Here is a 24398-nt window from a genome sequence, read left to right on the forward strand (position 1 = left end):
AAGGAGTCCATCCCGTGACGGAAGGCACCACCTCCGCCGCTGCCGAGGGCGCGGACGCCCTCTCCCGCCTCGAGCAGGAGGGCGAGATCGCCGCGGACTACCTGGAGGGTCTGCTCGACATCGCCGACCTCGACGGCGACATCGACATGGACGTCGAGGCCGACCGTGCCTCCGTCTCGATCATCAGCGACTCGGACAGCCGCGACATCCAGAAGCTGGTCGGCCGGGACGGGGAGGTGCTGGAGGCTCTCCAGGAGCTGACGCGCCTGGCCGTGCACCGGGACACGGGTGACCGCAGCCGTCTGATGCTCGACATCGCCGGCTACCGGGCCCAGAAGCGCGCCGAGCTGTCCGAGCTGGGCGCCAAGGCCGCGGCCGAGGTGAAGAACAGCGGCGAGTCCGTGCGGATGAAGCCGATGAGCCCGTTCGAGCGCAAGGTCGTGCACGACGCGGTCAAGGCCGCGGGGCTGCGCAGCGAGTCCGAGGGCGAGGAGCCCGAGCGCTTCGTCGTCGTGCTTCCCGCCTGATCGGTTCTCTCGTTCTCCGGCCCCGTCTGTTGCGCAGGCGGGGCCGAGTTTTGTCAGCCTGATAGTTCTGGTGGTTCTGGCACCGGCGACTGGTGCGCCGGTGTCGTACGGAAGGACGGTCCCCGTGACGGAGGCAGCGGAGCTTCCCCCTGTACCCGAGCAGGCACGTGCCGTGTTCGGCGATCGCTACGCCGACGCGGTGCGCTACGCGGAGCTTCTCGCCGAGGCAGGGGTGAAGCGCGGTCTGATCGGCCCGCGTGAGGTTCCCCGCCTGTGGGAGCGGCATCTGCTGAACTGCGCGGTGCTCTCGGAAGTCGTGCCCGAGGGCGTGACGGTGTGCGATGTCGGGTCGGGCGCCGGTCTGCCCGGTATCCCGCTGGCGCTGGTACGGGAGGACCTGAAGATCACGCTGCTCGAGCCGCTGCTGCGGCGCACGAACTTCCTGACCGAGGTCGTGGAGCTGCTGGGCCTGGACCACGTGACCGTCGTGCGTGGCCGGGCCGAGGAGGTCATGGGCAAGATGCCACCGGTGCACGTGGTGACGGCTCGCGCCGTCGCCCCGCTCGACCGGCTGGCCACCTGGGGGATTCCTCTGCTGCGTCCCTACGGCGAGATGCTCGCCCTCAAGGGCGACACGGCGGAGGAGGAGCTGAAGGCGGCTACGACTGCCCTGAGCAAGCTGGGTGCCGAGGAGACCTCGGTCCTCCAGGTGGGTGAGGGCGTCGTGGATCCCCTGTCCACCGTGGTGCGGGTCGAGGTCGGGGAGAGCCCCGGCGGCGTGCGCTTCGCGGCCAAACGGGCGAAGGCGGCCCGGACGGGACGGACGCGCCGGCGACGCGGATAGCGGTGCGGTCCGGATGCTGATCGGACGTCGGTCGCATGCCAGTTGCGCTGCCCCGTCCTGATGTCCGGCCGTACTCCACACCAGCTGCCAAACCTACGCATGCCGGAGTGTCGCGGGAATTCGGCATCGCGCGCTGTGCATCGTGTTTCACGTGAAACGTCGCTCACTGCTGCACGGCATCATCAGTCGCGGCCGCGCTGCGGCCGATCCCCGCGACCGAAAGCCTCTCGGGTCGCTCGGAGAGGGTGCGGAGTTGTCCACAGAGGTGGATTTCTCCACAGAACACCAGGCCTCACTGGTTCATGACCCCGAAGGCATGGGAGGCTCTGTTCATTGCGAGCCTGAAGTCGAGGAGAGTGAATCCTTGCGGTCCGACGCCAATATCGCGGGACCGATGACCGATCCGGTCCCCGGTCCCCGTACCGAGTCGATCGGAGCGGATGTTTCACGTGAAACACCGCCTCCGATGGACGACACTCCGATCGGTCGCGCTGCCCAACTGGCGGTCGAGGCTCTGGGGCGCGCCGGCGAGGGGCTGCCGCGACCCGAGCAGACCCGGGTCATGGTGGTCGCCAACCAGAAGGGCGGCGTGGGTAAGACGACGACGACCGTCAACCTTGCCGCGTCACTCGCCCTCCACGGCGCCAGAGTCCTGGTCGTCGACCTCGACCCGCAGGGCAACGCGTCCACCGCCCTGGGTATCGATCACCACGCCGACGTCCCGTCCATCTACGACGTACTCGTGGAGAGTCGGCCCCTCTCGGAAGTGGTCCAGCCGGTCCCCGATGTCGAGGGTCTGTTCTGTGCTCCCGCCACCATCGACCTGGCCGGCGCCGAGATCGAGCTGGTCTCCCTGGTGGCACGGGAGAGCAGGCTCCAGCGGGCGATCGCCTCGTACGAGCAGCCGTTGGACTACATCCTCATCGACTGCCCGCCCTCGCTCGGTCTGCTGACGGTCAACGCTCTCGTCGCGGGCCAGGAGGTGCTGATCCCGATTCAGTGCGAGTACTACGCGCTGGAAGGGCTGGGCCAGCTGCTGCGCAACGTCGACCTGGTCCGAGGGCACCTCAACCCGACGCTGCACGTCTCGACCATCCTGCTCACCATGTACGACGGCCGGACGCGGCTCGCGTCCCAGGTCGCCGACGAGGTGCGGAGCCACTTCGGCGAAGAGGTTCTGCGGACGAGCATTCCCCGCTCGGTCCGGATCTCCGAGGCCCCGAGCTACGGACAGACGGTGCTGACCTACGATCCAGGATCGAGTGGAGCCCTCTCCTATCTGGAGGCGGCACGTGAGATGGCGCTGAAGGGCGTGGGCGTCAAGTACGAGGCGACGCACGCTCACCTCGGCGCACAGAATGACCCGAACATGGTGGAGGGGATCCAGTGAGTGAGCGACGGAGGGGGCTGGGCCGAGGTCTGGGCGCACTGATCCCCAACGCCCCGACGGAGAAGTCGGTGGCCTCGGCGGCCCTGGGGAACGCGGCTTCCGTGTCCCCGGCGACGATGCCGCTGCTGCCAAACGAACGCGGGGTGGCCGCGGCGAAGGTGGCCACACTGCCGCCGGTTTCACGTGAAACAGAGGAGCCGTCGGCCGTGTCTGCCGGCGCGGACGGTCTCAGGGCGCCGATGGGGGCGTACTTCGCCGAGATCCCCCTCGAAGCCATCACGCCGAACCCGAAGCAGCCTCGCAAGGACTTCGACGACGATGCGCTGGCCGAGCTGGTCACCTCCATCAGGGAGGTCGGGCTCCTCCAGCCGGTCGTCGTCCGTCCGATCGGCCAGGGTCGCTATGAGCTGATCATGGGCGAGCGTCGCTTCCGGGCCTGCCGTGAGCTGGAGCTCGAGGCCATCCCGGCGATCGTCCGTGCGACGGAGGACGAGAAGCTTCTTCTCGACGCCCTCCTGGAGAACCTGCACCGGGCCCAGCTGAACCCGCTGGAAGAGGCCTTCGCCTACGACCAGCTGCTGAAGGACTTCAACTGCACGCACGACCAGCTGGCCGACCGGATCGGACGTTCCCGGCCCCAGGTCTCCAACACGCTGCGTCTGCTGAAGCTCTCGCCGAAGGTGCAGACCCGCGTGGCGGCGGGCGTGCTCTCCGCAGGCCACGCCCGGGCGCTGCTCTCCGTCGACGACCCGGAGGAGCAGGACCGGCTCGCCCACCGCATCGTGGCCGAAGGGCTCTCGGTGCGGTCGGTCGAGGAGATCGTGACCCTGATGGGTTCCCGGCCGCAGAAGCCGCAGCGGGCCAAGGGGCCCCGGGCCGGCTCCCTGGTCTCCCCGGCGCTGTCCGATCTGGCGACGCGGCTGTCCGACCGCTTCGAGACCCGGGTGAAGGTCGACATGGGGCAGAAGAAGGGCAAGATCACCGTGGAGTTCGCCTCCATGGACGACCTTGAGCGGATCCTCGGCAGCCTCGCCCCCGGTGAGGGACCCGTGCGGCAGAAGGGCCTCCTGGACGACGAGGGCGACGACGCCGACGCCTGAGGTACGGCCGTCCAGGGCGGGCCGTGTCCGGTGCATACCGGAACACGGCCCGCCCTTAGCTTTGCGTCGGTGTCGGGGTCATCGCATCGTGGATACGATGCGAGCGGGATGCGTCATCACCTGGCAGTACCTCTGAGAGGAAGGCAGGGGCCATGCGCATGATGGGCCGCACCGGACTGGTGAGCGCGGGCTTGGGGCTGGGCGCCGTCGGTGGGTTCATCGGCAGCCTGCTCAGGGAACGGAGCGCTCTGACAGCCGCTCGTGACGCGGCAGGCGAAGGAAGCGAGGAACAGCCTTCATGGGGCGCCGGCTCGTACCGCTCACGCTGGACAACCTTCAGGACCTTCCCCAGGGCTGTCGCTCGTGTGTCTTCTGGGAACTGGATCCCGTCAGCGGCGAAGCCGCGGTAAAGGCCGGGACACCTGCTCTGGAGAAGGAGTCCTGGATCTCCGCCGTGCTGCTGGACTGGGGATCATGCGGCCGGGTGGTCTATGTCGACGACGTGCCGGTCGGCTTCGTCCTCTACGCCCCGCCCGCCTACGTACCTCGCTCCACTGCCTTTCCCACCAGCCCCGTCTCGTCCGACGCCGTATTGCTGATGACGGCGTTCGTGCTGCCGGGATACCAGGGGCAGGGGCTGGGACGGGTGATGGTCCAGACGGTCGCCAAGGATCTGCTGCGCCGGGGGTTCAAGGCGATCGAGGCCTTCGGGGACGCACGCTGGAAGGAACCTGCCTGTGTCCTGCCGGCTGATCATCTGCTGGCCGTCGGCTTCAAGACGGTCCGGACGCATCCACGTCATCCACGGCTGAGGCTGGATCTTCGGTCCACGCTGTCCTGGAAGGAGGACGTGGAGATGGCTCTGGACCGTCTGCTGGGTGCCGTACAGAAGGAGCCCGCGCTGCGTCCGCTGTAGGCGGGCGCCGGGGCCCGCAGCGTCATGAACGAAGGGGCCGACCCTGACGGGTCGGCCCCTTCGTGTTTCACGTGAAACGTCAGTCGGCGATGAAGTCCTCGAGGTCGCGGACGATCGCGGCCTTCGGCTTGGCGCCGACGATGGTCTTGGCGACCTCGCCACCCTGGTACACGTTCAGGGTCGGGATGGACATGACGCCGTACTTGGCGGCCGTACCGGGGTTCTCGTCGATGTTCAGCTTGACGATCTCGATCTTGTCGCCGTATTCGGCGGCGATCGCCTCGAGGGACGGCGCGATCTGGCGGCAGGGACCGCACCAGGCGGCCCAGAAGTCCACCAGGACGGGCTTGTCGCTCTTGAGGACGTCCTGCTCGAAGGAGTCGTCGGTCACTTGCTTCAGGGTGCCGGCCACGGCGGGCTCCTTAACTGGTTGGTGCGGGGGATGGAGGTCAGACGGCGGTCTTCTCGGGCTCCGCCTTGTCCTCGTCGCTGAGTGCGGCGAGGTAGCGCTCGGCGTCGAGAGCGGCGGAGCAGCCCGTGCCGGCGGCGGTGATCGCCTGGCGGTACGTGTGGTCGACCACGTCACCGGCGCCGAAGACGCCCGTCAGGTTGGTGCGCGTCGACGGAGCCTCGACCTTCAGGTAGCCCTCCGAGTCCAGGTCGAGCTGGCCCTTGAAGAGCTCGGTCCGCGGGTCGTGGCCGATGGCGATGAACAGGCCGGTCACCGGCAGGTCGGAAAGCTCGCCGGTCTTCACGTTGCGCAGCTTGAGGCCGGACAGCTTCTGGTCGCCCTGGACTTCCGCGATCTCGCTGTCCCAGACGAAGGAGATCTTCGGGTCGGCGAAGGCGCGCTCCTGCATCGCCTTCGAGGCCCGCAGGGTGTCCCGGCGGTGGACGATGGTCACGGACTTGGCGAAGCGGGAGAGGAACGTCGCTTCCTCCATCGCCGTGTCGCCGCCGCCGATCACTGCGATGTCCTGGTCCTTGAAGAAGAACCCGTCACAGGTCGCGCACCAGGAGACGCCGCGTCCGGACAGGGCGTCCTCGTTCGGCAGGCCGAGCTTGCGGTGCTGAGAGCCGGTGGTGACGATGACGGCCTTGGCCCGGTGAACCGTGCCCGCGGTGTCGGTGACGGTCTTGATCTCACCGGACAGGTCGACGGCGACGACGTCGTCCGGGATCAGCTCGGCGCCGAAGCGCTCCGCCTGGGCGCGCATGTTGTCCATGAGCTCGGGGCCCATGATGCCGTCCTGGAAGCCGGGGAAGTTCTCCACCTCGGTGGTGTTCATCAGCGCTCCGCCCGCGGTGACGGCTCCCTCGAACACCAGCGGCTTCAGCGACGCGCGCGCGGTGTACAGCGCCGCCGTGTAGCCGGCGGGCCCGGAGCCGATGATGATCACGTTTCGGACGTCGCTCACGGCTGCATTCCTCGTCTCTGGACTGGCTTCTTCGGGGCCGGGTGAAGCTGCACTCGGAACTCTCACCCCACCTAACGGATCCTACGGGGCGCGCATTCCCGCCGTGCCCGGGCACACGGCAACAGCCCAGGGCGCCGGCTGGAAGGGGGGGCGGCCGTTACGGACGCGCGACGGACTGCTGCAGGAGGACCTGGGCCTTGCCGACGGCGGGCTCCTTCTCACACGCGGAGTCGACGACGTAGGCGTTGACCCTGGAGTCGTTGGTGGCGTCGGGCAGGACGACGAGCAGGACGTCCTTGCCTTCGTAGACGCCTTTCTCCGTGGCGATCGCCGCGTCGTCGCGGCCGATGCCCCGCTGGATGCACTCCGGGACCGTCGGCTGCTTGAAGACGTGGTTCTCGCCGGTCTCGTCGCCGCTCCCCGACTCCGTGCCGAAGGTGCGGGGAGTACGCGGTCCGCTTTCGTCGGCCGGCCCGGTCGCGAGGAGACCCGAGACCTTCTCCTGGAGCTTCCCCTCGGAGAGGGTGTCGGGCGGCGCCGACTGCTGCCCGTGAGCGGTGTCGTCCGAGGGGCCGTTCCCGGTGAGGGAGGACACGACGACAGAGCCGAGGCCGATGGCGGCCGCGGCGGCCACCGCCCCGAGTACGGCGATGCGGCGCCTGCCACCGCGTCGCCGGTCCTTGCGCCCCGGCCCGGTGGAGGAGGAGCGGGCATGTCCGGCCGGACGGTCGACTGCCGCCGGGACCGTCTCCGATCCGGGGACCGATGTTTCACGTGAAACACGAGCGCCGCCGTCACCGGACGCGGCTTCCTGGGCGGTGGTGCTCGGCGGAGCCTCGGCCGCGAGGGCGGCGTCTATGCGCTCGGCCACGTCGTCCGGCATCCGCACCGGCTCCGGCAGGGCGCCGAGCAGTCCCTGGATCTCCTCCAGCGACGCGTAGACGTCCGCGCAGAGGTCGCAGCCCTCCATGTGCCGCCGTATGTCGTTGGTGCGAACGGTCGGCAGGAGGCCCTCGGCGAGGTCGGCGATCTCCGCGACGTCCGGGTGCCCGGCCTTGTCTGTCGTCGACGACATCACGCTCGTCCACCTCCGCCCTTCACTGCGGCTGAATCGCTCGGGCCATTCTCCGGTGGGCCCGCACGGTGCGGTCCCGCTGCCGGTGGGACGGATGTCCCCGGCGTCCGGTTCCGCTCCGTGCCGGACTTCCCGTCCTCGCCGCCGCCGTCCGGACGCAGATGAGTCACCTGCGGGAGGAGTCTGGCCCGGCCACGCGCGCACCGGCTCTTGATCGTGCCGGTCGGCACGTCGAGGATCCGGGCGGCCTCGGCGACGGGGTAGCCCTGCATGTCCACCAACACCAGGGCGGCCCGCTGATCGGCCGGCAGGGTGTCCAGGGCCTTCAGCAGCTGCCGGTGCAGGTCGTTGCGCTCGGCGGGGGCGGCGGCGGACTCGTGCGGCTCCAGGAGCTGCTCCAGGCGCTCGGTGTCGTCCACCGGGGAGGTCTTCCGGGAGGCGGCCTTGCGCGCCCGGTCCAGGCAGGCGTTCACCGTGATCCGGTGCAGCCACGTCGTGACGGCCGCCTGACCGCGGAAGGTGTGGGCGGCCCGGTAGGCGGACACGAGCGCGTCCTGCACGGCGTCGGCCGCCTCCTCCCGGTCCCCCAGCGTCCGCAGGGCCACGGCCCAGAGGCGGTCGCGGTGCCGGCGTACCAGCTCACCGAAGGCGTCGGGACGGCCGTCGACATGCCCGGCCAAGAGGTCCTGATCGCTCATGTCGCCGAGCGAAGGCTCTTCCTGCACGAATCCCCTCCCGCCGCGGGTGTCTCACGAACGTGTCAGCTGGTCACCTTGACGTCCACTACCCGTCCGCGGAAATTGCCGTCGTCCGTCGCCGGCAGCTGGGTCAGCCAGACCAGCAGGTAGCGAGCCTGGACGGGCTCACCCGGCTTGAGCGTCACCGTCGTACCGGAGCCTTCGGCGGCCTTCGTGAAGGCGTTCAGGCTCTGCGGCTCGACGGTGTCCCTCCCCGCGGTGCGCAGCTCCACGGAGGTGGTGCCGACGAACGACACGGTCACCTCGCCGACCTGCTGGACCTTGCCGAGGTCCAGGACGACACCGAGCCCCGACTTCAGGCGGCCGAAGTCGGCGCTCTTGTAGTAGTCGGTCTGCCAGTAGGTGCCGGAAGAGCCGTCGTACACGTTGCCGACGTCGGACGGCTTCTCGGAGCCGTCGCCGAGCGGGTCGAAGTCACGGGCCGCGCTGATGGCGACGGGCTGCCCGGCCGCCGGCTTCTTCGGGCTCTTGTCGTCGTCCCCGTCGGTCGTCTGCGTCTGGTTCTGGTCGTCGGACTTGCCGCCGCGCTCCATGAGCGCGTCCGCCAGCTGCCAGCTGCCGAGGCCCAGGGCGGCGATCAGCAGCGCGGAGACGCTCCACTTCAGCGCCTTGCCGGTGCGGCTCTGGAGCGGCGGCGGCGGGGACGAGACCGGCTGGGTGACGCCGGGGCGAGAAGCCGTACGGCCGTAGGCGCCCTGCTGGTAAGCGGTGCGCTGGTAGTCCGGCGGGGCGGCGTAGGACGGCTCCGGCGGGCGGATGCGGGGCATCTCCCCGATCGCCTTCACCAACTCCTCGGGCGTGGTGCACGGGGCCTCGTGCCGGGAGGCGGTCGCCCCGTCGTTGGCGAGTGCGCGCATCGCCAGCTCGGACAGACCGCGGTGCACGCCGGCCCGCACCTGGTCCGGCGGGATCAGCCCGATGTCCTTGGGCAGCCCGGCCAGACCGTGTGCGTCGCTCTCGTACGGCCAGCGCTGGGTGATCGTGGCGTACAGCAGGGCGCCGATGGCCTCCGTGTCGGTGCGCTGGGGGGACGTGGAACTGATGCCGCGCAGGGCGGCGTTGACGGCGAGGCCGCGGATCCGCCACTGGCCCGACGACGTGCGCAGCACCGCGTTGGGGCTCAGCCGCAGATGGGCGAGGCCCTCACGGTGCGCGGCCGCCATGGCGGAGGAGACCTGACTGACCATCTGGTAGGCGTCGTACACCTCCAGCGGGCCGGAGGCGAGCAGCGCGGTCAGCTCGGTGGCGTCGGGGAGCCACTCGTGGACGACGTAGACGAGGTCGTTGTCCTCGACGGCGTCCAGCACCTGGACGAAGCGCGGGTCGCCGAGCAGCGCGGAGGAGCGGGCCGCGGCCAGCACCGAGCGGGCCCGCGGATGGTCCGACGGAAGGATGTGGACCCCGACGGCACGGCGCAGCTTCTCGTCCACGGCCCGCCAACTGCTGAAGCCGTCCAGACGGGTGACGCACTCCTCGAGGCGGTACCGTCTGGCGAGCTTGTGCCCGCTGTGCAGTTCGGGCGGCGAGACCTTGCCGGCTTGCTCGCTCGCGGGGGTCCCCTGTACCTCGTCGCTGTCCGTGTCCCGCTCCCGGTTGTTGGCCACCCCGTCGGCCGTGGACTGGTCCGCCTCCGCGGTCAGCGGCTCGTCACCGCTGTTGTCTGCCACGTCGACGGCAGCTGTGCTCCGTTCCGCCACCGTCGTTCCTGCCTCCCCATTCGATGCGCGTCGGCCGACTCCCGATGTGCGCGTCCGACGCCGAACCCAATTGTGCCCACAGTCCGGCGCTATGCACGACACACGGCGGCGGACGATGGTTGTGCGCCTACCCCGCGTGTCAGCGTCCCAGGCGTCCGCGCACCATGCCGACGAGGGAGTTGACCTCCTCGATACGCATCCGCCGGGCCGCGGCGAAGAAGACGCCGAACAGCAGCACCCCGCCGGCCAGCAGCGCCGCGAACGATCCCACGACGCCCTGACCGAGTGACCTGGTGATGGCGTAGCAGGCCGCGCCGCTGAGCAGGACGGCCGGCACGGACGCGATGCAGAGCCGGGCGTAGGTCCGCAGTACGCGGGCCCCGTCCAGGTCGCCGCCGAGGCGCTTGCGCAGCCTGCGCCAGGCGATGCCGACCCCGATCACATAGGCCACCCCGTAGGAGGCGGCCATGCCGACCACGGCCCAGCGGGCCGGAAGCAGGAGGAAGCACAGCCCGGAGGCGGCGGCGTTGACCGCGGCCACGATGACGGTGTTGTAGAAGGGCGTCCGGGTGTCCTCGTAGGCGTAGAAGGCGCGCAGGACGACGTACTGGACGGAGTACGGGATGAGGCCGAGGCCGAAGGCCATCAGCATGTAGCCCATGTTGGTGGCCGCGCCGGTGCCCGAGGAGCCGAAGATCAGGGTGCACATCGGTACGCCGAGGGCGAGGAAGCCGAAGGAGACCGGCACGATGGCCACGGCCGTCGTGCGCAGGCCCTGGGAGATGTCGTCGCGCACCGCGCCGCCGTCCTCCTCGGACGCCGAGCGGGAGATGCGGGGCAGCAGAGCGGCCATCAGGGAGACGGTGATGATCGCCTGGGGCAGGCCCCAGATCAGCTGGGCGTTGGCGTAGGCGCTGAATCCGGTACCGGGGATGTCGGTGTCCGCGACGGACGCCGTGGCCAACTGGGTGACGACGAGGGCGCCCGCCTGGTTGGCGAGGACGAACAGGATCGTCCACTTGGCGAGCATCGCGGCCTTGCCCAGGCCGTGGCCCTTCCAGTCGAACCGGAGCCGGAGTCGGAACCCGGTCTCGCGCAGATACGGGATCATCGCCAGCGCCTGGACCACCAGACCGAGGAGGACGCCGACGCCGAGCAGCCGCTCGCCCTGCGGCGGAATGTTCTCGACCGTCATGCCGGAGTCCCCGGCGGTGCCGTAGACCCAGATGAAGGTGCCGAGGGTGACGATGATGACGATGTTGTTCAGGACCGGCGTCCACATCATCGCGCCGAACCTGCCGCGCGCGTTGAGGATCTGCCCCATCACCACGTGCACGCCCATGAAGAAGATGGACGGCAGGAAGTAGCGGGTGAAGGTGACGGCGGCCTCGTTGGCCGCGGGGTTGGTGGCCACCGGGTTGGACAGCGCCCGCACCAGCAGCGGCGCGGCCAGCATCGCGAGCGCGGTGAGCACGCCCAGCGCCACCATGACGAGGGTCAGCAGGCGGTTGGCGTAGGCCTCGCCGCCGTCGTCGTCCTCCTTCATGGCACGGACGAGCTGCGGCACGAACACGGAGTTGAGGCCGCCGCCGACGGTCAGGATGTAGATCATCGTCGGCAGCTGGTAGGCGATCTGGAAGGACTCGCCCAGCAGGGCGAGCCCCAGCGCCGAAACGATCATTGCCGAGCGGACGAACCCCGTCAGCCGCGACACCATCGTGCCCGCGGCCATCACGGCGCTCGACTTCAGCAGGCCGCCCGCGCGCCCGCCCTTCTTCGCCGCGCCCGCCGACGGCGCGGCGGGAACCGGCTCGGGTTCCACGAGCGGGGCCTCGGCCGCCTCCGGGGTGGGAGCGACCGCGTACTGGCCGGGTGCCGGCGCAGCGTGCTGCTCGTGCCCCGGGGCCGGGCCGCCGTACTGGCCGGGAGCCGGAGGGTTTCCGTACGGGGCGGGCCCCTGGGGGGCGCCGTACTGAGCCGGTCCCTGGGGGGCGGCGTACTGGGCGGGACTCTGGGGGCCCCCGTACTGGGCGGGTCCCGGCGATCCGGCGTAGGGTCCGGGCGCCTGGGCGGGCGCGGGCACGCCGGCGTGGTCGTCGTAGGAGGGGTGGCCGCCGCCCTGCTGCTGGTCCCGGAAGAGGTGCGCGAAGGCGTCGGGCTCGTGTCGCTGCTCGCCGGCCTGCGTGACCAGGTCGTCCACGCCGACGAACTGGGTGGTCCGCGGGTCGTCGCCGTAGGGCAGGTACTGCGTGGGACCCTCCGGCTCGGGGGCCGGCGTCTGCCCCCAGACGCGCGGGTCGGGGGCGTACGGCGACTGCGCCGGCTGCCCGTACAGCGGCGGCTGCGGATACGCGTCCGGCGGCGGCGGGGGGTGCGCGGCGCGGTCGTAGAGCGCCTCGGAGACCGGGTCCTGGGCGGAGAGGTCCTGCGCCCGGTAGGGGTCCTGGTCGTAGGCGTCCTGGAGGTACATGTCCGCGGGCGCCTGCTCGGGCGTCTGACGGGGGTCCTGCGGCGGCCCCTCGGGGTGGCCCGAGCCGTCCGCGGACCGACCGCGGTCACCGTCGTACGGCGCGTTCATCGCTACCCCACCTCATCGTCCCGGGCCGACCGGCCACGACATCCTCAACGGTCCACTCTCTCACCCGTGCCGGACGGGTCGGCGCTTTCCGCTGCGGTGTTTGGTGTCGGGTCACTCGGCTGCTCCGGGTCGCCTGTCCGGGCCGGTGCACCGGCCTCCTCCGTGGGACGCTCCTCGGTGCCCTCCGGGTTCTCCGGGCCGTCCGCGGCGTCCTGGGACGCCTCCGCCCCCTCGGACCCGTTCTTCTCGGCGTCCCGGGCCGCGGCGCGCTTGCGCTGCGTGTACATCCGGAAGCCGGCGAGGACGAGCAGCAGGACACCGCCGCCGATGACGAGCATCACGGTGGCCGTGATCTCCGTGACCTTCACGTCGAAGGTCACGGGGGCGCCGTACTTGCGTCCGTCCATCGTGTACAGCTGGGCGATCACCGTCGCCCGGCCGTTGGCGTTGGCGGACGTGGTGAACTTCACCGACTGGCTGTGCCCGCCCGAGACCTGGATCGGCTGCTCCTCGTAGCCGGCGCCGTCGATCTCGAGCCGGGTCGGGTTGGTCGAGGTGAGCCGTAGCACCAGGGGGCCGACGTCCTGCACCAGGTTGTTCTGCACGGTCACCGGGATGGTGGCGCTGCGGCCGGAGAGCTTCGTCTCGGACTTGTCGATCAGCCTGACCCGGCCGGTGAGTCCGTCGAGGTACGACGCCACGCCCTCGCGGAACGACTTCGCCTCGGTGGCCCGGCCGCGCCAGGACACGGACATCTCCCGGTTGAGGGCCCGTCCGAAGGGGGTCACCACGCGGGACGGGTTCGACAGGACGACCTGGAAGTTGTCGAGCGTGCCCTGGGTGGCGGCGATCTCCTCGAACGCCGACCGCGGCAGTTCGTTCCTGCGCAGCGCCGAGGGGTAGGACGAGGACCCCGGCACCTGGGTGGTGGCGTCCGGGTCCGGCTTGGCCGCCGCGGCGGCGCTCAGCTTCTGGGGCTCCGACCAGGTGCTCCCCTGCAGAGCCCGCAGGGCCTCCGCCATCGCGCGCGCCTGGCTTCCGGAGGGCATGCGCTGCGGGGCGATGACGACGCTGCGCTGCTTGTCGGTCTGCAGGCCCAGGCCCAGGCTCTGGGCAAGGAACCGCTGCACCGCCAGCGTGGACGAGGAGGCCTTCGTCAGGTCGCCCTCGAACGCCTTGGACAGCCGGGCGTCCGAGACGACGGCCGTGGTGCCGCCGCCGACGGGACGGGCGGCCGAGGGCGTGTAGGACAGGCCGTTGTCCTCCTGCAGGCTGTCGCTGCGGGCGATCACCTTGTCGGCGCCGGCGGAGGTCGCGACCTTGACGATCGACCGGTCGACGGCGCCGTCCACGGGCCAGGCGAACTCGGTGCTCGGCTTCACCTTGAGGATCGGCGGGACCGTGTTGTCGATCACGTCCGTCGCGCTCTTGAGCTGGCTCAGCGAGCCGGTGACGTCCGTGCCGTTGTGGGCGAGGGACGCCAGGTCCGGGTCGGCGAAGGGGAGGGCGACGACCTCCTTGTCGGCCACCGCGTCCTGCAGGTCGGCGAGCCACTGCTTGGCGACGTCCTGGTGGGTGCCGGCGACGGTGTTCTCGCCGTCCCGGACGCGGTAGCTGCCGGTCATCGCGTCGACGGAGGCCAGCAGGTCCGGGTCGACCACCCAGGTGACGTCGAGGTCCTTGCCCAGCGTCACCATCTGGTTCAGCCGGCCGCCGGGGGAGATCTCCTTGGCCAGGTCGTCATTGAGGAGGACGGGCGTCTGCTCCTCGTTCGGACCGGTCTCGGCGGCCATGTGCGTGGTCGAGATGAGCGGCCACAGGGCCGTCGTCCTCGTCTTGCTGTCCGCTCCGCCGGGCTGCCACGGCAGGAAGGTCCGCTGGATGCCGAGGATCTGCTCCCAGGGCTGCGCGGAGGTCTGCCCGGACAGTGAGACGGCGAACTCGTAGACGCCGTCCTCGCCGAGGTTGAGGTCGTCGGCGGGGACCGAGATGTTGAAGTGCTCGGCCACTCCCGGGACCAGCTTGGAGAACTTCTCGGTGTACTTGTCCTCGATCTCCGGGCTGATGGACCCCTGGAGGTCGTCCCCGTCCTTGGCGATCGCGTCGACGGACGAGCGGGTCTCCACCTCGGGGCCCACACGGAGGCCGACGTGGGCGTCGGTGACGGCCTGCTTGCCGTTGTTGGTCACGGTGCCGGAGACGGTCACCGTGTCCCCGTCCGTGGGCGCCGAGGGGGTGAGCGAATCGACGGCCACGGAGACCGGGCCCGCGTCGGAGTCGGCCCGTGCGGCCGGCTGTCCGTCCGCGTGCGCCGCGCCGGCCGCGGGCAGCTGTACCAGGCCGGCCAGCAGCGGCGCCCCGGCGAGCAGTGCCGTGGTGCGCCGGAGCCACCGGCGGGCAGGTGAGGGACTGGTCCCCTGGAAGTCTGCCGCCTCGGCCACGCGCTCGCCCGTCCCTCGTCGTGATCAGTGGTCGTCGAAATGTGCGTCCACGCATGGTAACGATGTGCGCCGAGGGGAAGTGCCGCGGTGTACGCCACAAGATCGCTCCCGGGGCGGGGCCACCCCGTATGTGCGCCTATAAAGGGAGCGGTGCCGAAGTGAGCGATTCGGGCCGTGATCAATGGGGGCGCCCGGCTCCGCGCGGGCCACGTACCCTGTTCTGTTGTGCCGAACGCCAATGAAGTCAGCCCCAGTGCCCTGAGCCCGCAGCAGTCCCCCGCGGATCGTGGACCGCTGCGGGTCGCGCCCGTCGCCGACGATCTCGCCCGCCGTTTCCAGGAGGCCGGGTTCTCCCTCGCCCTGGTCGGCGGATCGGTCAGGGACGCCTTGCTCGGCCGGCTCGGCAACGATCTGGACTTCACGACGGACGCCCGTCCGCAGGACGTACTGAAGATCGTGCGCCCGTGGGCGGACGCCGTCTGGGAGGTCGGGATCGCCTTCGGCACGGTCGGGGCGCAGAAGGACGGCTACCAGGTCGAGGTGACCACGTACCGCTCCGAGGCGTACGACCGCACCTCGCGCAAGCCCGAGGTGTCGTACGGCGACTCCATCGAGCAGGATCTGGTCCGGCGGGACTTCACGGTGAACGCGATGGCGGTCGCCCTTCCGGAGAAGAAGTTCATCGATCCGCATGGTGGGCTGGACGACCTCGCCGCCCGGGTGCTCCGCACCCCCGGCACCCCGGAGGAGTCCTTCTCGGACGATCCCCTGCGGATGATGCGGGCCGCGCGCTTCGCGGCACAGCTCGACTTCGAGGTGGCTCCCGAGGTGGTGGCCGCGATGAAGGACATGGCGGGCCGCATCGACATCGTCTCCGCCGAGCGGGTCAGGGACGAGCTGAACAAGCTCATCCTGTCCGCACATCCCCGCAAGGGGCTGACCCTCCTGGTGGAGAGCGGACTCGCCGACCGGGTGCTGCCGGAGCTGCCGGCGCTCCGCCTGGAGCGTGACGAGCACCACCGGCACAAGGACGTCTACGACCACACGCTCATCGTCCTGGAGCAGGCGATGGCCCTGGAGACCGAGGGCCCCGACCTGACCCTCCGCCTGGCCGCCCTGCTGCACGACATCGGCAAGCCCCGCACGCGCCGCTTCGAGGGCGACGGCCGGGTCTCGTTCCACCACCACGAGGTGGTCGGAGCGAAGATGACCAAGAAGCGGATGACCGCGCTCAAGTACTCGAACGACCTGGTGAAGGACGTCTCGCGCCTGGTCGAGCTGCACCTGCGCTTCCACGGCTACGGCACGGGCGAGTGGACGGACTCCGCGGTCCGCCGCTACGTCCGCGACGCCGGCCCGCTCCTCGACCGGCTCCACAAGCTGACCCGCTCGGACTGCACGACCCGCAACAAGCGCAAGGCCTCGGCTCTCGCCCGCGCCTACGACGGGCTGGAGGACCGGATCGCCCAGCTCCAGCAGCAGGAGGAACTGGACTCGATCCGCCCCGACCTCGACGGCAACCAGATCATGTCCATCCTGGACGTACCCCCCGGCCCCGCCGTCGGCCAGGCGTACAAGCACCTCTTGGAACTCCGCTTGGAGAACGGCCCCATGGAGCACGAGGCGGCGGTGGCTGCGCTCAGGGAGTGGTGGGCGCGGGAAGGCGCGTGATCCGCATGACTGCGGGGCGGCATGTTTCACGTGAAACATGCCGCCCCGCTTCCACGGTTCTGCCCGTGCTCGGCGTCTAGACGTTCACGAGGCTGCTGGTGGCGGTGCCGTAGACGTTGGACACCAGAGTCTGCTTCTTGTCGATCTGGAAGGTCCCTCCGGAGACAACGGCCTCGCCTTCCCAGACGATGGATGCGACCGCGGTGTTTCCGCTACTGCAGGACCCGCCCTTCTTGCAGAAGCTCTGCTTCCCCAGCTGCTTCTTGGCGATGCCCTTCGACATCTTGACGACACCGGAGAAGTTCTTCTTGCCACCGTCGGCTTCGACCACCTTGGTGATGGTGCGGCCGTTGCTGTAGAAGGTCTCCCAGATTTTGAACTCCATCACGGTGACCCCGAGAAGCTTGATCTTGTTGGATCTCGTCACCGTGTGGTTGCCCTTGGGAAGCGGACGCTTCGCCGCGGTTGCCGCAAAGGTGCTTGCGGAGTGGTGGGCTTCAAGAGAGACGTCCCCATTGCGCAGAGAAGTGGTCCGAGTGCCGTCGGCTGTGGCATCCAAGCCATCCTCGTCGGTGCTCTGTTCGAGGAAGTCCTTGAACAGGGACGGGTCCTGAAGGTAGCCGATGAACCGGTCCTGCTCACGTGGCGTTAGAGCGTTGAACTCCTTGAGGGTTTCGGCAGCGCCCTCTTGACGGGAGTGCGCGAGGTAGTCGGCATAGGCGGCGGGACTTGCTGCCGGGCCGTCCTGTGCAGGCTCTGAAGCTGACGCCTGCGAGAGAGTGCAGACGGTGAGTGCTGCGGCGCCGAATGCTGCTGTGGCAGCCCTGATGGCGTACTTGTTCACGACGCTTCCCCCTGAAGCTGTTGCCGTACTGGTCTGCGGAATGAGATTCCTGGCGAAATGGGCTGGTCAGGCCCTATTCGTGATCTTGGCATTGGCCGGGAGTCGAGATCAAGGGACTTGAGCGTGAGCAGAGGTTCACCGCTCTCCTGGAACGGCGACGGCGCCGCATCAATGGATGCGGCGCCGTGGGGGCGGGGGCAGGTTTCACGTGAAACATGACCCCAACTCAGGAGCCAGGGAGAGCCCAGGCGGTCTCAGACCTCGCCGAGGCAGAGCAGGAACTCTTCACCGTCGCCGGTCTCGGCGTAGAAGCCGGTGGCGCCGTCGACCTTGCGGCACTCGGTTTCGGCGGTGATCGAGGAGAAGTGGCCCTTCACCTTCTCGAGGACCTTGCCCTCGGCGTCGGAGGAGGAGCAGTCCACGACCTCCATGCGGTCGGAGGACGACGACGCGGACTTCAGGCAGTCGCCCACGGCGGCCTGCTGGGCGTCGTCCCTGCTCGCGATGTAGCCGCCCACCGCGACGCCCACGACGATCACGGCGATGACGATGTTCTTGATCGTCTTGAAGCTCGGCTTGCGGCGGGCCGGCTGGGGCGGGACCGGGCCGAACGGCGCGCCCTGCGGGGGGATGCCGGGCTGACCGGGCTGCTGCGGGAAGCCCTGCGGCGCCTGGGCGTAGGGGTTCTGGCCCTGGGGCTGCTGCGGGGCCTGCGGCTGGCCCTGGGCGAACGGATTTCCCTGCGGCGGCGGCTGAGTGGTCACTGGGGCTCCCCCTGAAATAGGTACGTGTCGCGGACATGCCGCGAGATAAGACGCACGTAAGTTATCGGGTCCCACTGACAACTCCGCACTCCGGTGGAGCTCTGTGTCATTGATGTGACACTTACTGGCTCTCAAACCGGGCCATAGACGCCGCAACCGCTCCGTAGACCACCGCAACCGTCAGCACCAGCGGCACCGACCGGCCGTCCGGCGGCAGCATCAGCGCGGCCACTCCGGCGGCGCCGACGAAGGCGACGTTGAACAGCACGTCGTAGACCGAGAAGATCCGGCCCCGGAAGGCGTCCTCGACCGAGAACTGCACGACGGTGTCGGTCGCGATCTTCGCGCTCTGCGTCGTCAGTCCCAGCACGAACGCCGCCACGAGCAGCGGCGCCGTGGCGAACGGCAGACCGAGCACCGGCACCAGCACGGCGGCCGCCCCCGCGCACACGGCCATCCAGCGGCCCGGACCCAGCCGCCCCGCGGCCCACGGAGTGATGACCGCGGCCGCGAAGAAGCCCGCCCCGGAGACGCCCAGGGCCAGCCCCAGCAGGGCGAGCCCGTCCTCGGTGTCCGAGGTCAGGGCGTACCGGCACAGCATCAGCAGCATGACCAGCAGGGCGCCGTAGCAGAACCGCATCAGCGTCATGCCCGCCAGCGCCCAGGCGGCCTCCCGGCGTGCGGGTGCGGCGAGATGGCGCACCCCCGCGATCAGGTCCCGCGCGGTGCCCGCCAGGGCCGTGGCCACGCGCGGCGGGATGCGCCCGGGGTCGGGGCCCAGCAGCTCCACGGCGATGCGCAGCGACGCCAGTGCCCCGCACAGGTACAGCACGGCCCCGAGCAGCACCACGACCGCGTCGGAGTCCGCGATCGCGAGGCGCACCACGAAGGCGAGGCCTCCGCCGGCCGTCGCGGCCAGGGTGCCGGCCGTCGGGGAGAGCGAGTTGGCGATGACCAGTCGTTCGTCGTCGACCACCCGCGGCAGCGCGGCGGAGAGCCCCGCGAGGACGAAGCGGTTGACGGCGGTCACGCAGAGCGCGGAGACGTAGAAGAGCCAGTCCGGGACTGAGGCGATGATCAGTACCGCGGTCACCGAGGCCAGCACGGCGCGCAGCAGATTGCCGTACAGGAAGACCTGACGGCGGCGCCAGCGGTCGAGCAGGGCGCCGGCGAAGGGGCCCACCAGCGAGTAGGGGAGCAGCAGGACCGCCATGGCGGAGGCGATCGCGGCGGCGGAGGTCTGCTTCTCCGGCGAGAAGACGACGTAGGTGGCGAGCGCGACCTGGTAGACGCCGTCGGCCCCCTGGGAGAGCAGACGCACGGCGAGCAGGCGCCGAAAGCCTTTCAGGCGCAGCAGGACGCGCAGGTCACGGACGACGGCCATGGGGCACAGCCTCACATACGGGAAAGGTCCCCGGGTCACGCGACCCGGGGACCTCACGCGGAGGCGGCTACTCGCGCGTCAGCGCTCGACCTCGCCCGCGATGAACTTCTCGACGTTGGCACGGGCCTCGTCGTCGAAGTACTGGACCGGCGGGGACTTCATGAAGTAGCTCGACGCCGACAGGATCGGGCCGCCGATGCCGCGGTCCTTGGCGATCTTCGCGGCGCGCAGGGCGTCGATGATGACACCCGCGGAGTTCGGGGAGTCCCAGACCTCGAGCTTGTACTCCAGGTTCAGCGGGACGTCGCCGAAGGCGCGGCCCTCGAGGCGGACGTAGGCCCACTTGCGGTCGTCCAGCCACGCGACGTAGTCGGACGGGCCGATGTGGACGTTCTTCTCGCCCAGGTCCCGGTCGGGGATCTGCGAGGTGACGGCCTGCGTCTTGGAGATCTTCTTCGACTCGAGGCGGTCGCGCTCGAGCATGTTCTTGAAGTCCATGTTGCCGCCGACGTTCAGCTGCATCGTGCGGTCCAGGACGACGCCCCGGTCCTCGAACAGCTTCGCCATCACGCGGTGCGTGATGGTGGCACCGACCTGCGACTTGATGTCGTCGCCGACGATCGGGACACCGGCCTCGGTGAACTTGTCCGCCCACTCCTTGGTGCCGGCGATGAAGACCGGGAGGGCGTTGACGAAGGCGACCTTGGCGTCGATGGCGCACTGGGCGTAGTACTTCGCCGCGTCCTCGGAACCGACGGGCAGGTAGCAGACCAGGACGTCGACCTGCTTGTCCTTGAGGACCTTGACGATGTCGGCCGGCTCTTCGGCGGACTCCTCGATGGTCTCGCGGTAGTACTTGCCGAGACCGTCGAGGGTGTGGCCGCGCTGGACCTGGACGCCGCTGTTGGGGACGTCGCAGATCTTGATGGTGTTGTTCTCGGAGGCGCCGATGGCGTCGGCGAGGTCCAGGCCGACCTTCTTGGCGTCCACGTCGAAGGCGGCGACGAACTCGATGTCCCGGACGTGGTAGTCGCCGAACTGGACGTGCATCAGCCCGGGGACCTTGGACGCCGCATCGGCGTCCTTGTAGTACTCGACGCCCTGAACCAGCGACGCGGCGCAGTTGCCCACACCGACGATGGCTACGCGAACCGAACCCATTCCGGTTGCTCCCTGTGTGTACGAGTGAGGCCCTGACTGGGCGCTCACGTGGCGGTGTCGCCGGGCGTATCCGGCCGGGGGTCGTCCCCCGGCCGGGGCAGGCCGCCCGTCGCTCCAGATGTCGTGTCCTGTGGTGCGGTCCCCTCGGCGGCGGGACCTCGCAGGTCCCGCCCCGCCCGCTCGCTCTCGATGAGCTCGTTCAGCCAGCGCACCTCGCGCTCCACGGACTCCATTCCGTGGCGCTGGAGCTCGAGCGTGTAGTCGTCGAGCCGCTCCCGGGTGCGGGCCAGCGAGGACCGCATCTTCTCCAGGCGCTCCTCCAGCCGGCTGCGCCGGCCCTCGAGCACGCGCATGCGCACGTCACGCGACGTCTGCCCGAAGAAGGCGAAGCGGGCGGCGAAGGTCTCGTCGTCGTAGGCGTCCGGGCCCGTCTGCGACAGGAGCTGCTCGAAGTGTTCCTTGCCGTCGGCCGTCAACCTGTAGACGATCTTGGCGCGGCGCCCGGTGAGGGAGGCCGCGGCCTCGCCGATGTTCCCGGGCTCTTCGATCAACCAGCCGTTGGCGACCAGCGTCTTGAGGCAGGGGTAGAGCGTCCCGTAGCTGAACGCCCGGAACACACCCAGCGAGGTGTTGAGCCGTTTGCGCAGCTCATAGCCGTGCATGGGGGACTCGCGGAGCAGGCCGAGTACGGCGAACTCGAGGATGCCGGATCGCCGGCTCATCGTCGCCTCCTCTCGCCCTTATGCCGCGCTGATGTATCGACTCGATACATCAGCACGATAGAACGAGGTGGCGTGTGCGACAAGAGGGGGCGCCGTGAACGGGATCACATCAGGGATTCATCGTGAGCAAGTTGCCTGATTTGAGGTGAACTTCGGGCCTCGGGGGTTTTGACGGTGCGTAGTCTGTGCGCCATGCAAACCACCGGGAACCGAGTGACGGCCGGGGGCGTCCCTGTCCCTGGTGCAGTACGGGTGAATGCGGAAGGGGCCGCATCCGTACTTCGGGGGGACCGGAAACCAGCCGCCTTTACCAGGTGCGCAGAGGTGCGCCTGCCCGAGGAGTAGTCGTTCGATGAGCGAGCACCGTCGCAAAGCGCCGCAGCCGCAGGGAGGCGGACGTGCCGCGGCCCGACGCGGTCAGTCCGGCTCGTCCTCCGGCCGCCGTGCGGCACCGCGAGGCGCCACAGGGTCTCCGTCCGGCTCGTACGGTCCGGAGAGTGAGGAGCGTCCGTACGGCGGACGCGCGGAAGCCCGGCGTGCGGCACAACGGAGTGGGGGCCGCCGCAGAGGGGCCGAGCCCGGACGTGGAGGCCGGCGGACGGCTGCCATGGGCGCCGCGGCCGGCAAGAAGCGGATGATCGACTATCCGCGCAACGACCGGGACGGGTGGCGCCGCTGGGTGCCCTCCTGGAAGCTCGTCTCCGGGCTGTGCATCGGCTTCTTCGGCACCGCTGTCGCCGCCGCCGGCATCGCCTACGCCATGGTGGGCGTCCCCGTCGTCGACGATTCCGCCACAGCGCAGAACAACGTCTACTACTGGGCCGACGGCAGCCGGATGGTCGCCACGGGTGGCGAGCGCAACCGGCAGAACGTCAACCTCTCCCAGATCCCCAAGGAGATGCGCTACGCGATCATCTCCCAGGAGAACAAGACCTTCTACACCGACAGCGGTATCGACCCCAAGGGCATCGCCCGCGCCGTGTTCAACATGGCCAAGGGCGGCGACACCCAGGGTGGTTCCACCATCACCCAGCAGTACGTGAAGAACGCGATGCTGAACGACCAGTCGCAGACGATCTCCCGCAAGGTGAAGGAGATCTTCGTCTCGATCAAGGTCGGTGCCGATGTGTCCAAGGACGACATCCTCGAGGGCTACCTCAACTCCGCGTACTACGGCCGTGGCGCCTACGGCATCCAGGCCGCCTCACGGGCGTACTTCAACGTGGACGCCGTCGACCTGAACCCCGGCCAGTGCGCCTTCCTGTCGGCGGTGCTCAAGGGCGCCACGTACTACGACCCGGCGGGTTCGACCTCGATCGACCCGGGTGCCACTCCCGAGGCCAACCAGAAGCGGGCCCAGTCCCAGATGCAGGACACCCTCGACAAGATGGTCGAGTACGGGCACCTGAGCCAGGCGGATCGGGCGAAGTACACCACCCTTCCCAAGTGGAAGAACCCGGAGTCGAACGCCCAGCTGAGCGGTCAGATCGGCTATCTCGTCAGGCTCGCCAAGTCCTCCGTGATCAAGAACAGCAAGGTCTCGGAGCAGCAGCTGGAGAAGGGCGGCTACTCGATCTACACGACCTTCGACAAGAAGAAGGTCGACGATCTCGAGAAGGCCGTACAGAAGGTCTACAAGAAGAACATCGACCCCAAGAAGCGCCCCGAGAAGGACACCCACGTCCAGTTCGGCGGGGCTTCGGTGAACCCCGAGACGGGCGCCATCGAGGCCATCTACGGCGGTGAGGACGCCACCAAGCACTTCACCAACAACGCGGACGTCACCGGCGCCCAGGTCGGTTCGACCTTCAAGCCCTACGTGCTCGCGGCGGCCATGAAGTGGGGCGTCCGTGATCCGGACCTCGGGGAGACCCAGGCCCAGGACGAACGCACGGTCGTGTCTCCGAAAAGCCTGTACAGCGGTGAGAACAACCTCAAGATCAAGGAATACGACGGCTCGATCTGGGAGAACGAGAAGGGCGAGCAGTGGCGCCAGGAGAACGACGGCAAGGACTCCGTCGGTGAGGCGCCCGACTACAAGATCGATCTCCGTGAGGCGATGCGCGAGTCGGTGAACTCCGCGTTCGTCCAGCTCGGCATGGACGTCGGTCTGGACAAGGTCAAGGAGGCAGCGGTCGACGCGGGGCTCCTGGAGGACAGCCTGGCGGGTTCGGGATACCCCTCGTTCTCCATCGGTGTCTCCGACCCGAGCGCCATCCGCATGGCCGGTTCGTACGCCACCTTCGCGGACAGCGGCAAGCAGCGCGAGCCGTTCTCCGTGACCAAGGTGACGAACGCGGACGGCACGATCTTCTCCCACAAGGTGGAGACCAAGCAGGCGTTCACCTCGAAGGTCGCGGACAACGTCACGGACGTCCTCAAGACCGTCGTCGAGAAGGGCACGGGCACCAACGCCCAGCTGCCGGGCCGCGAGGTCGCGGGCAAGACCGGCACCACGGACGGCAACAAGTCGGCCTGGTTCGTCGGCTACACGCCGCAGCTGTCGACCGCGATCAGCATGTTCCGCTACCCGGACGACGAGACCATCAAGAACCGCTCGTTCCTGGAGATGTACGGAACGGGTGGCGAGGAGAAGATCCACGGTGCGTCCTTCCCGTCCGTGATCTGGCAGGACTACATGGAAGACGCGATGAAGGGCGAGAAGGCCGAGAAGTTCCCGAAGCCCGAGCCCATCGGCGAGGTCATCAACGACACGCCGTCGCCGACGCCGACTCCGACTCCTTCCGAGACGGAGGAGAAGCCGAGTCCCTCGCCGACGCCGTCCCCCAGCAAGACGGAGGTCACGCCCTCCCCCACGCCGACCGAGTCCTGCGGCCCGTTCGACTTCAACTGTGACGACGGGGACAACAACGGCAATCAGAACGGTGGCAACGACGCGGGGGGCACCGGGAACAGTCCATCGCCCTCGACGTCACCAAGTGAGACCGGGGAAGAGGACGACGGCGGATTCATCCGGGGGCCGAACGGCTAGCTGCCCAAACGTCCGGCTTGACTGTTTCACGTGAAACACGGGGAACAGTCGCAAGTTTCACGTGAAACAGGGGCCGCCGCATCCACCCGGGTGCGGCGGCCCCCGCCTGTTCCCAG

General features: G+C 69.3%; 19 protein-coding genes. 7 read left to right on the forward strand and 12 right to left on the reverse strand.

Going from position 1 to position 24398, the window contains the following annotated elements:
* Positions 1–14: 14 nt before the first annotated feature.
* The 5 genes from IE108_RS02010 (at position 15) to IE108_RS02030 (ending at position 4777) form a co-directional block, all read left to right on the forward strand.
* A complete protein-coding gene (locus IE108_RS02010) occupies positions 15–527 on the forward strand; it encodes a Jag family protein (protein ID WP_064728815.1) in 513 nt (170 codons plus the stop codon).
* 124 nt (positions 528–651) lie between these two features.
* A complete protein-coding gene (gene rsmG / locus IE108_RS02015) occupies positions 652–1371 on the forward strand; it encodes a 16S rRNA (guanine(527)-N(7))-methyltransferase RsmG (protein ID WP_064728814.1) in 720 nt (239 codons plus the stop codon).
* A gap of 316 nt (positions 1372–1687) precedes the next feature.
* A complete protein-coding gene (locus IE108_RS02020; protein ID WP_079163577.1) occupies positions 1688–2761 on the forward strand; it encodes a ParA family protein in 1074 nt (357 codons plus the stop codon).
* Entirely contained in the window at positions 2758–3861 is a 1104-nt protein-coding gene (locus IE108_RS02025; RefSeq protein WP_064728812.1) for a ParB/RepB/Spo0J family partition protein, read from the forward strand. Before IE108_RS02020 ends, IE108_RS02025 begins: the two co-directional genes overlap by 4 nt.
* 298 nt (positions 3862–4159) lie before the next feature.
* Positions 4160–4777, forward strand: coding sequence for a GNAT family N-acetyltransferase (locus IE108_RS02030; RefSeq protein ID WP_064728811.1), 618 nt, complete (start codon positions 4160–4162; stop codon positions 4775–4777).
* 79 nt (positions 4778–4856) lie between these two features.
* On the opposite strand, the gene trxA is transcribed toward IE108_RS02030, so the two are convergent.
* The 7 genes from trxA to IE108_RS02065 all read right to left on the reverse strand — a co-directional run bounded on the left by trxA (position 4857) and on the right by IE108_RS02065 (position 14744).
* On the reverse strand, positions 4857–5189 hold the full coding sequence (gene trxA, locus IE108_RS02035; RefSeq protein ID WP_063482508.1) for a thioredoxin: 333 nt from the start codon (positions 5187–5189) through the stop codon (positions 4857–4859).
* Positions 5190–5226: 37 nt separating this feature from the next.
* Positions 5227–6195 carry a thioredoxin-disulfide reductase gene (gene trxB, locus IE108_RS02040; RefSeq protein ID WP_064728810.1) on the reverse strand — a complete coding sequence of 323 codons (969 nt, stop codon included), beginning with the start codon at positions 6193–6195 and terminating at the stop codon, positions 5227–5229.
* Positions 6196–6352: 157 nt separating this feature from the next.
* Complete coding sequence (locus IE108_RS02045) at positions 6353–7270, reverse strand: anti-sigma factor family protein (protein WP_107420222.1); 918 nt, start codon at positions 7268–7270, stop codon at positions 6353–6355.
* On the reverse strand, positions 7270–7995 hold the full coding sequence (gene sigM, locus IE108_RS02050) for an RNA polymerase sigma factor SigM (protein ID WP_257784790.1): 726 nt from the start codon (positions 7993–7995) through the stop codon (positions 7270–7272). The genes IE108_RS02045 and sigM overlap by 1 nt, the downstream gene beginning before the upstream one ends.
* Positions 7996–8030: 35 nt before the next feature.
* Positions 8031–9725, reverse strand: coding sequence for a protein kinase family protein (locus tag IE108_RS02055; protein WP_064728807.1), 1695 nt, complete (start codon positions 9723–9725; stop codon positions 8031–8033).
* Between the two features lie 139 nt (positions 9726–9864).
* A complete protein-coding gene (gene murJ, locus IE108_RS02060) occupies positions 9865–12303 on the reverse strand; it encodes a murein biosynthesis integral membrane protein MurJ (protein ID WP_064728806.1) in 2439 nt (812 codons plus the stop codon).
* A gap of 44 nt (positions 12304–12347) precedes the next feature.
* Positions 12348–14744, reverse strand: a complete 2397-nt coding sequence (locus IE108_RS02065; RefSeq protein ID WP_064728805.1) for a DUF6049 family protein — start codon at positions 14742–14744, stop codon at positions 12348–12350.
* Between the two features lie 225 nt (positions 14745–14969).
* Between IE108_RS02065 and IE108_RS02070 the strand changes: the two genes are divergently transcribed.
* Positions 14970–16415, forward strand: coding sequence for a CCA tRNA nucleotidyltransferase (locus IE108_RS02070; RefSeq protein WP_064728804.1), 1446 nt, complete (start codon positions 14970–14972; stop codon positions 16413–16415).
* A gap of 76 nt (positions 16416–16491) precedes the next feature.
* On the opposite strand, the gene IE108_RS02075 is transcribed toward IE108_RS02070, so the two are convergent.
* From IE108_RS02075 to IE108_RS02095, 5 genes are all read right to left on the reverse strand, one after another.
* Positions 16492–17259: a hypothetical protein gene (locus IE108_RS02075; protein WP_159394616.1), complete on the reverse strand. Its 768-nt coding sequence runs from the start codon at positions 17257–17259 to the stop codon at positions 16492–16494.
* Positions 17260–17513: 254 nt separating this feature from the next.
* Complete coding sequence (locus IE108_RS02080) at positions 17514–18098, reverse strand: LppU/SCO3897 family protein (protein ID WP_064728802.1); 585 nt, start codon at positions 18096–18098, stop codon at positions 17514–17516.
* Between the two features lie 46 nt (positions 18099–18144).
* Positions 18145–19407 carry an MFS transporter gene (locus tag IE108_RS02085; RefSeq protein ID WP_064728801.1) on the reverse strand — a complete coding sequence of 421 codons (1263 nt, stop codon included), beginning with the start codon at positions 19405–19407 and terminating at the stop codon, positions 18145–18147.
* A 78-nt stretch (positions 19408–19485) separates the two neighbouring features.
* Positions 19486–20568, reverse strand: coding sequence for an inositol-3-phosphate synthase (locus IE108_RS02090; RefSeq protein ID WP_064728800.1), 1083 nt, complete (start codon positions 20566–20568; stop codon positions 19486–19488).
* 44 nt (positions 20569–20612) lie between these two features.
* A complete protein-coding gene (locus tag IE108_RS02095; protein WP_064728799.1) occupies positions 20613–21290 on the reverse strand; it encodes a PadR family transcriptional regulator in 678 nt (225 codons plus the stop codon).
* Positions 21291–21924: 634 nt separating this feature from the next.
* Here IE108_RS02095 and IE108_RS02100 point away from each other — a divergent pair.
* Positions 21925–24282 (forward strand): transglycosylase domain-containing protein, encoded by a 2358-nt coding sequence (locus tag IE108_RS02100; RefSeq protein WP_064731854.1) that lies wholly within the window; start codon positions 21925–21927, stop codon positions 24280–24282.
* Positions 24283–24398 lie beyond the last annotated feature (116 nt).

This window comes from Streptomyces parvulus, from assembly GCF_014648855.1.
GTDB lineage: Bacteria > Actinomycetota > Actinomycetes > Streptomycetales > Streptomycetaceae > Streptomyces > Streptomyces parvulus.

Excerpts from the sequence above, each read along its gene's own strand:
- IE108_RS02030 (WP_064728811.1), top strand. The coding sequence starts at position 4,160 with ATGGGGCGCCGGCTCGTACCGCTCACGCTGGACAACCTTCAGGACCTT.
- IE108_RS02020 (WP_079163577.1), top strand. The coding sequence starts at position 1,688 with ATGGGAGGCTCTGTTCATTGCGAGCCTGAAGTCGAGGAGAGTGAATCC.
- IE108_RS02090 (WP_064728800.1), bottom strand. The coding sequence starts at position 20,568 with ATGGGTTCGGTTCGCGTAGCCATCGTCGGTGTGGGCAACTGCGCCGCG.
- murJ (WP_064728806.1), bottom strand. The coding sequence starts at position 12,303 with ATGAACGCGCCGTACGACGGTGACCGCGGTCGGTCCGCGGACGGCTCG.
- IE108_RS02045 (WP_107420222.1), bottom strand. The coding sequence starts at position 7,270 with ATGTCGTCGACGACAGACAAGGCCGGGCACCCGGACGTCGCGGAGATC.
- IE108_RS02085 (WP_064728801.1), bottom strand. The coding sequence starts at position 19,407 with ATGGCCGTCGTCCGTGACCTGCGCGTCCTGCTGCGCCTGAAAGGCTTT.
- IE108_RS02100 (WP_064731854.1), top strand. The coding sequence starts at position 21,925 with ATGATCGACTATCCGCGCAACGACCGGGACGGGTGGCGCCGCTGGGTG.
- IE108_RS02095 (WP_064728799.1), bottom strand. The coding sequence starts at position 21,290 with ATGAGCCGGCGATCCGGCATCCTCGAGTTCGCCGTACTCGGCCTGCTC.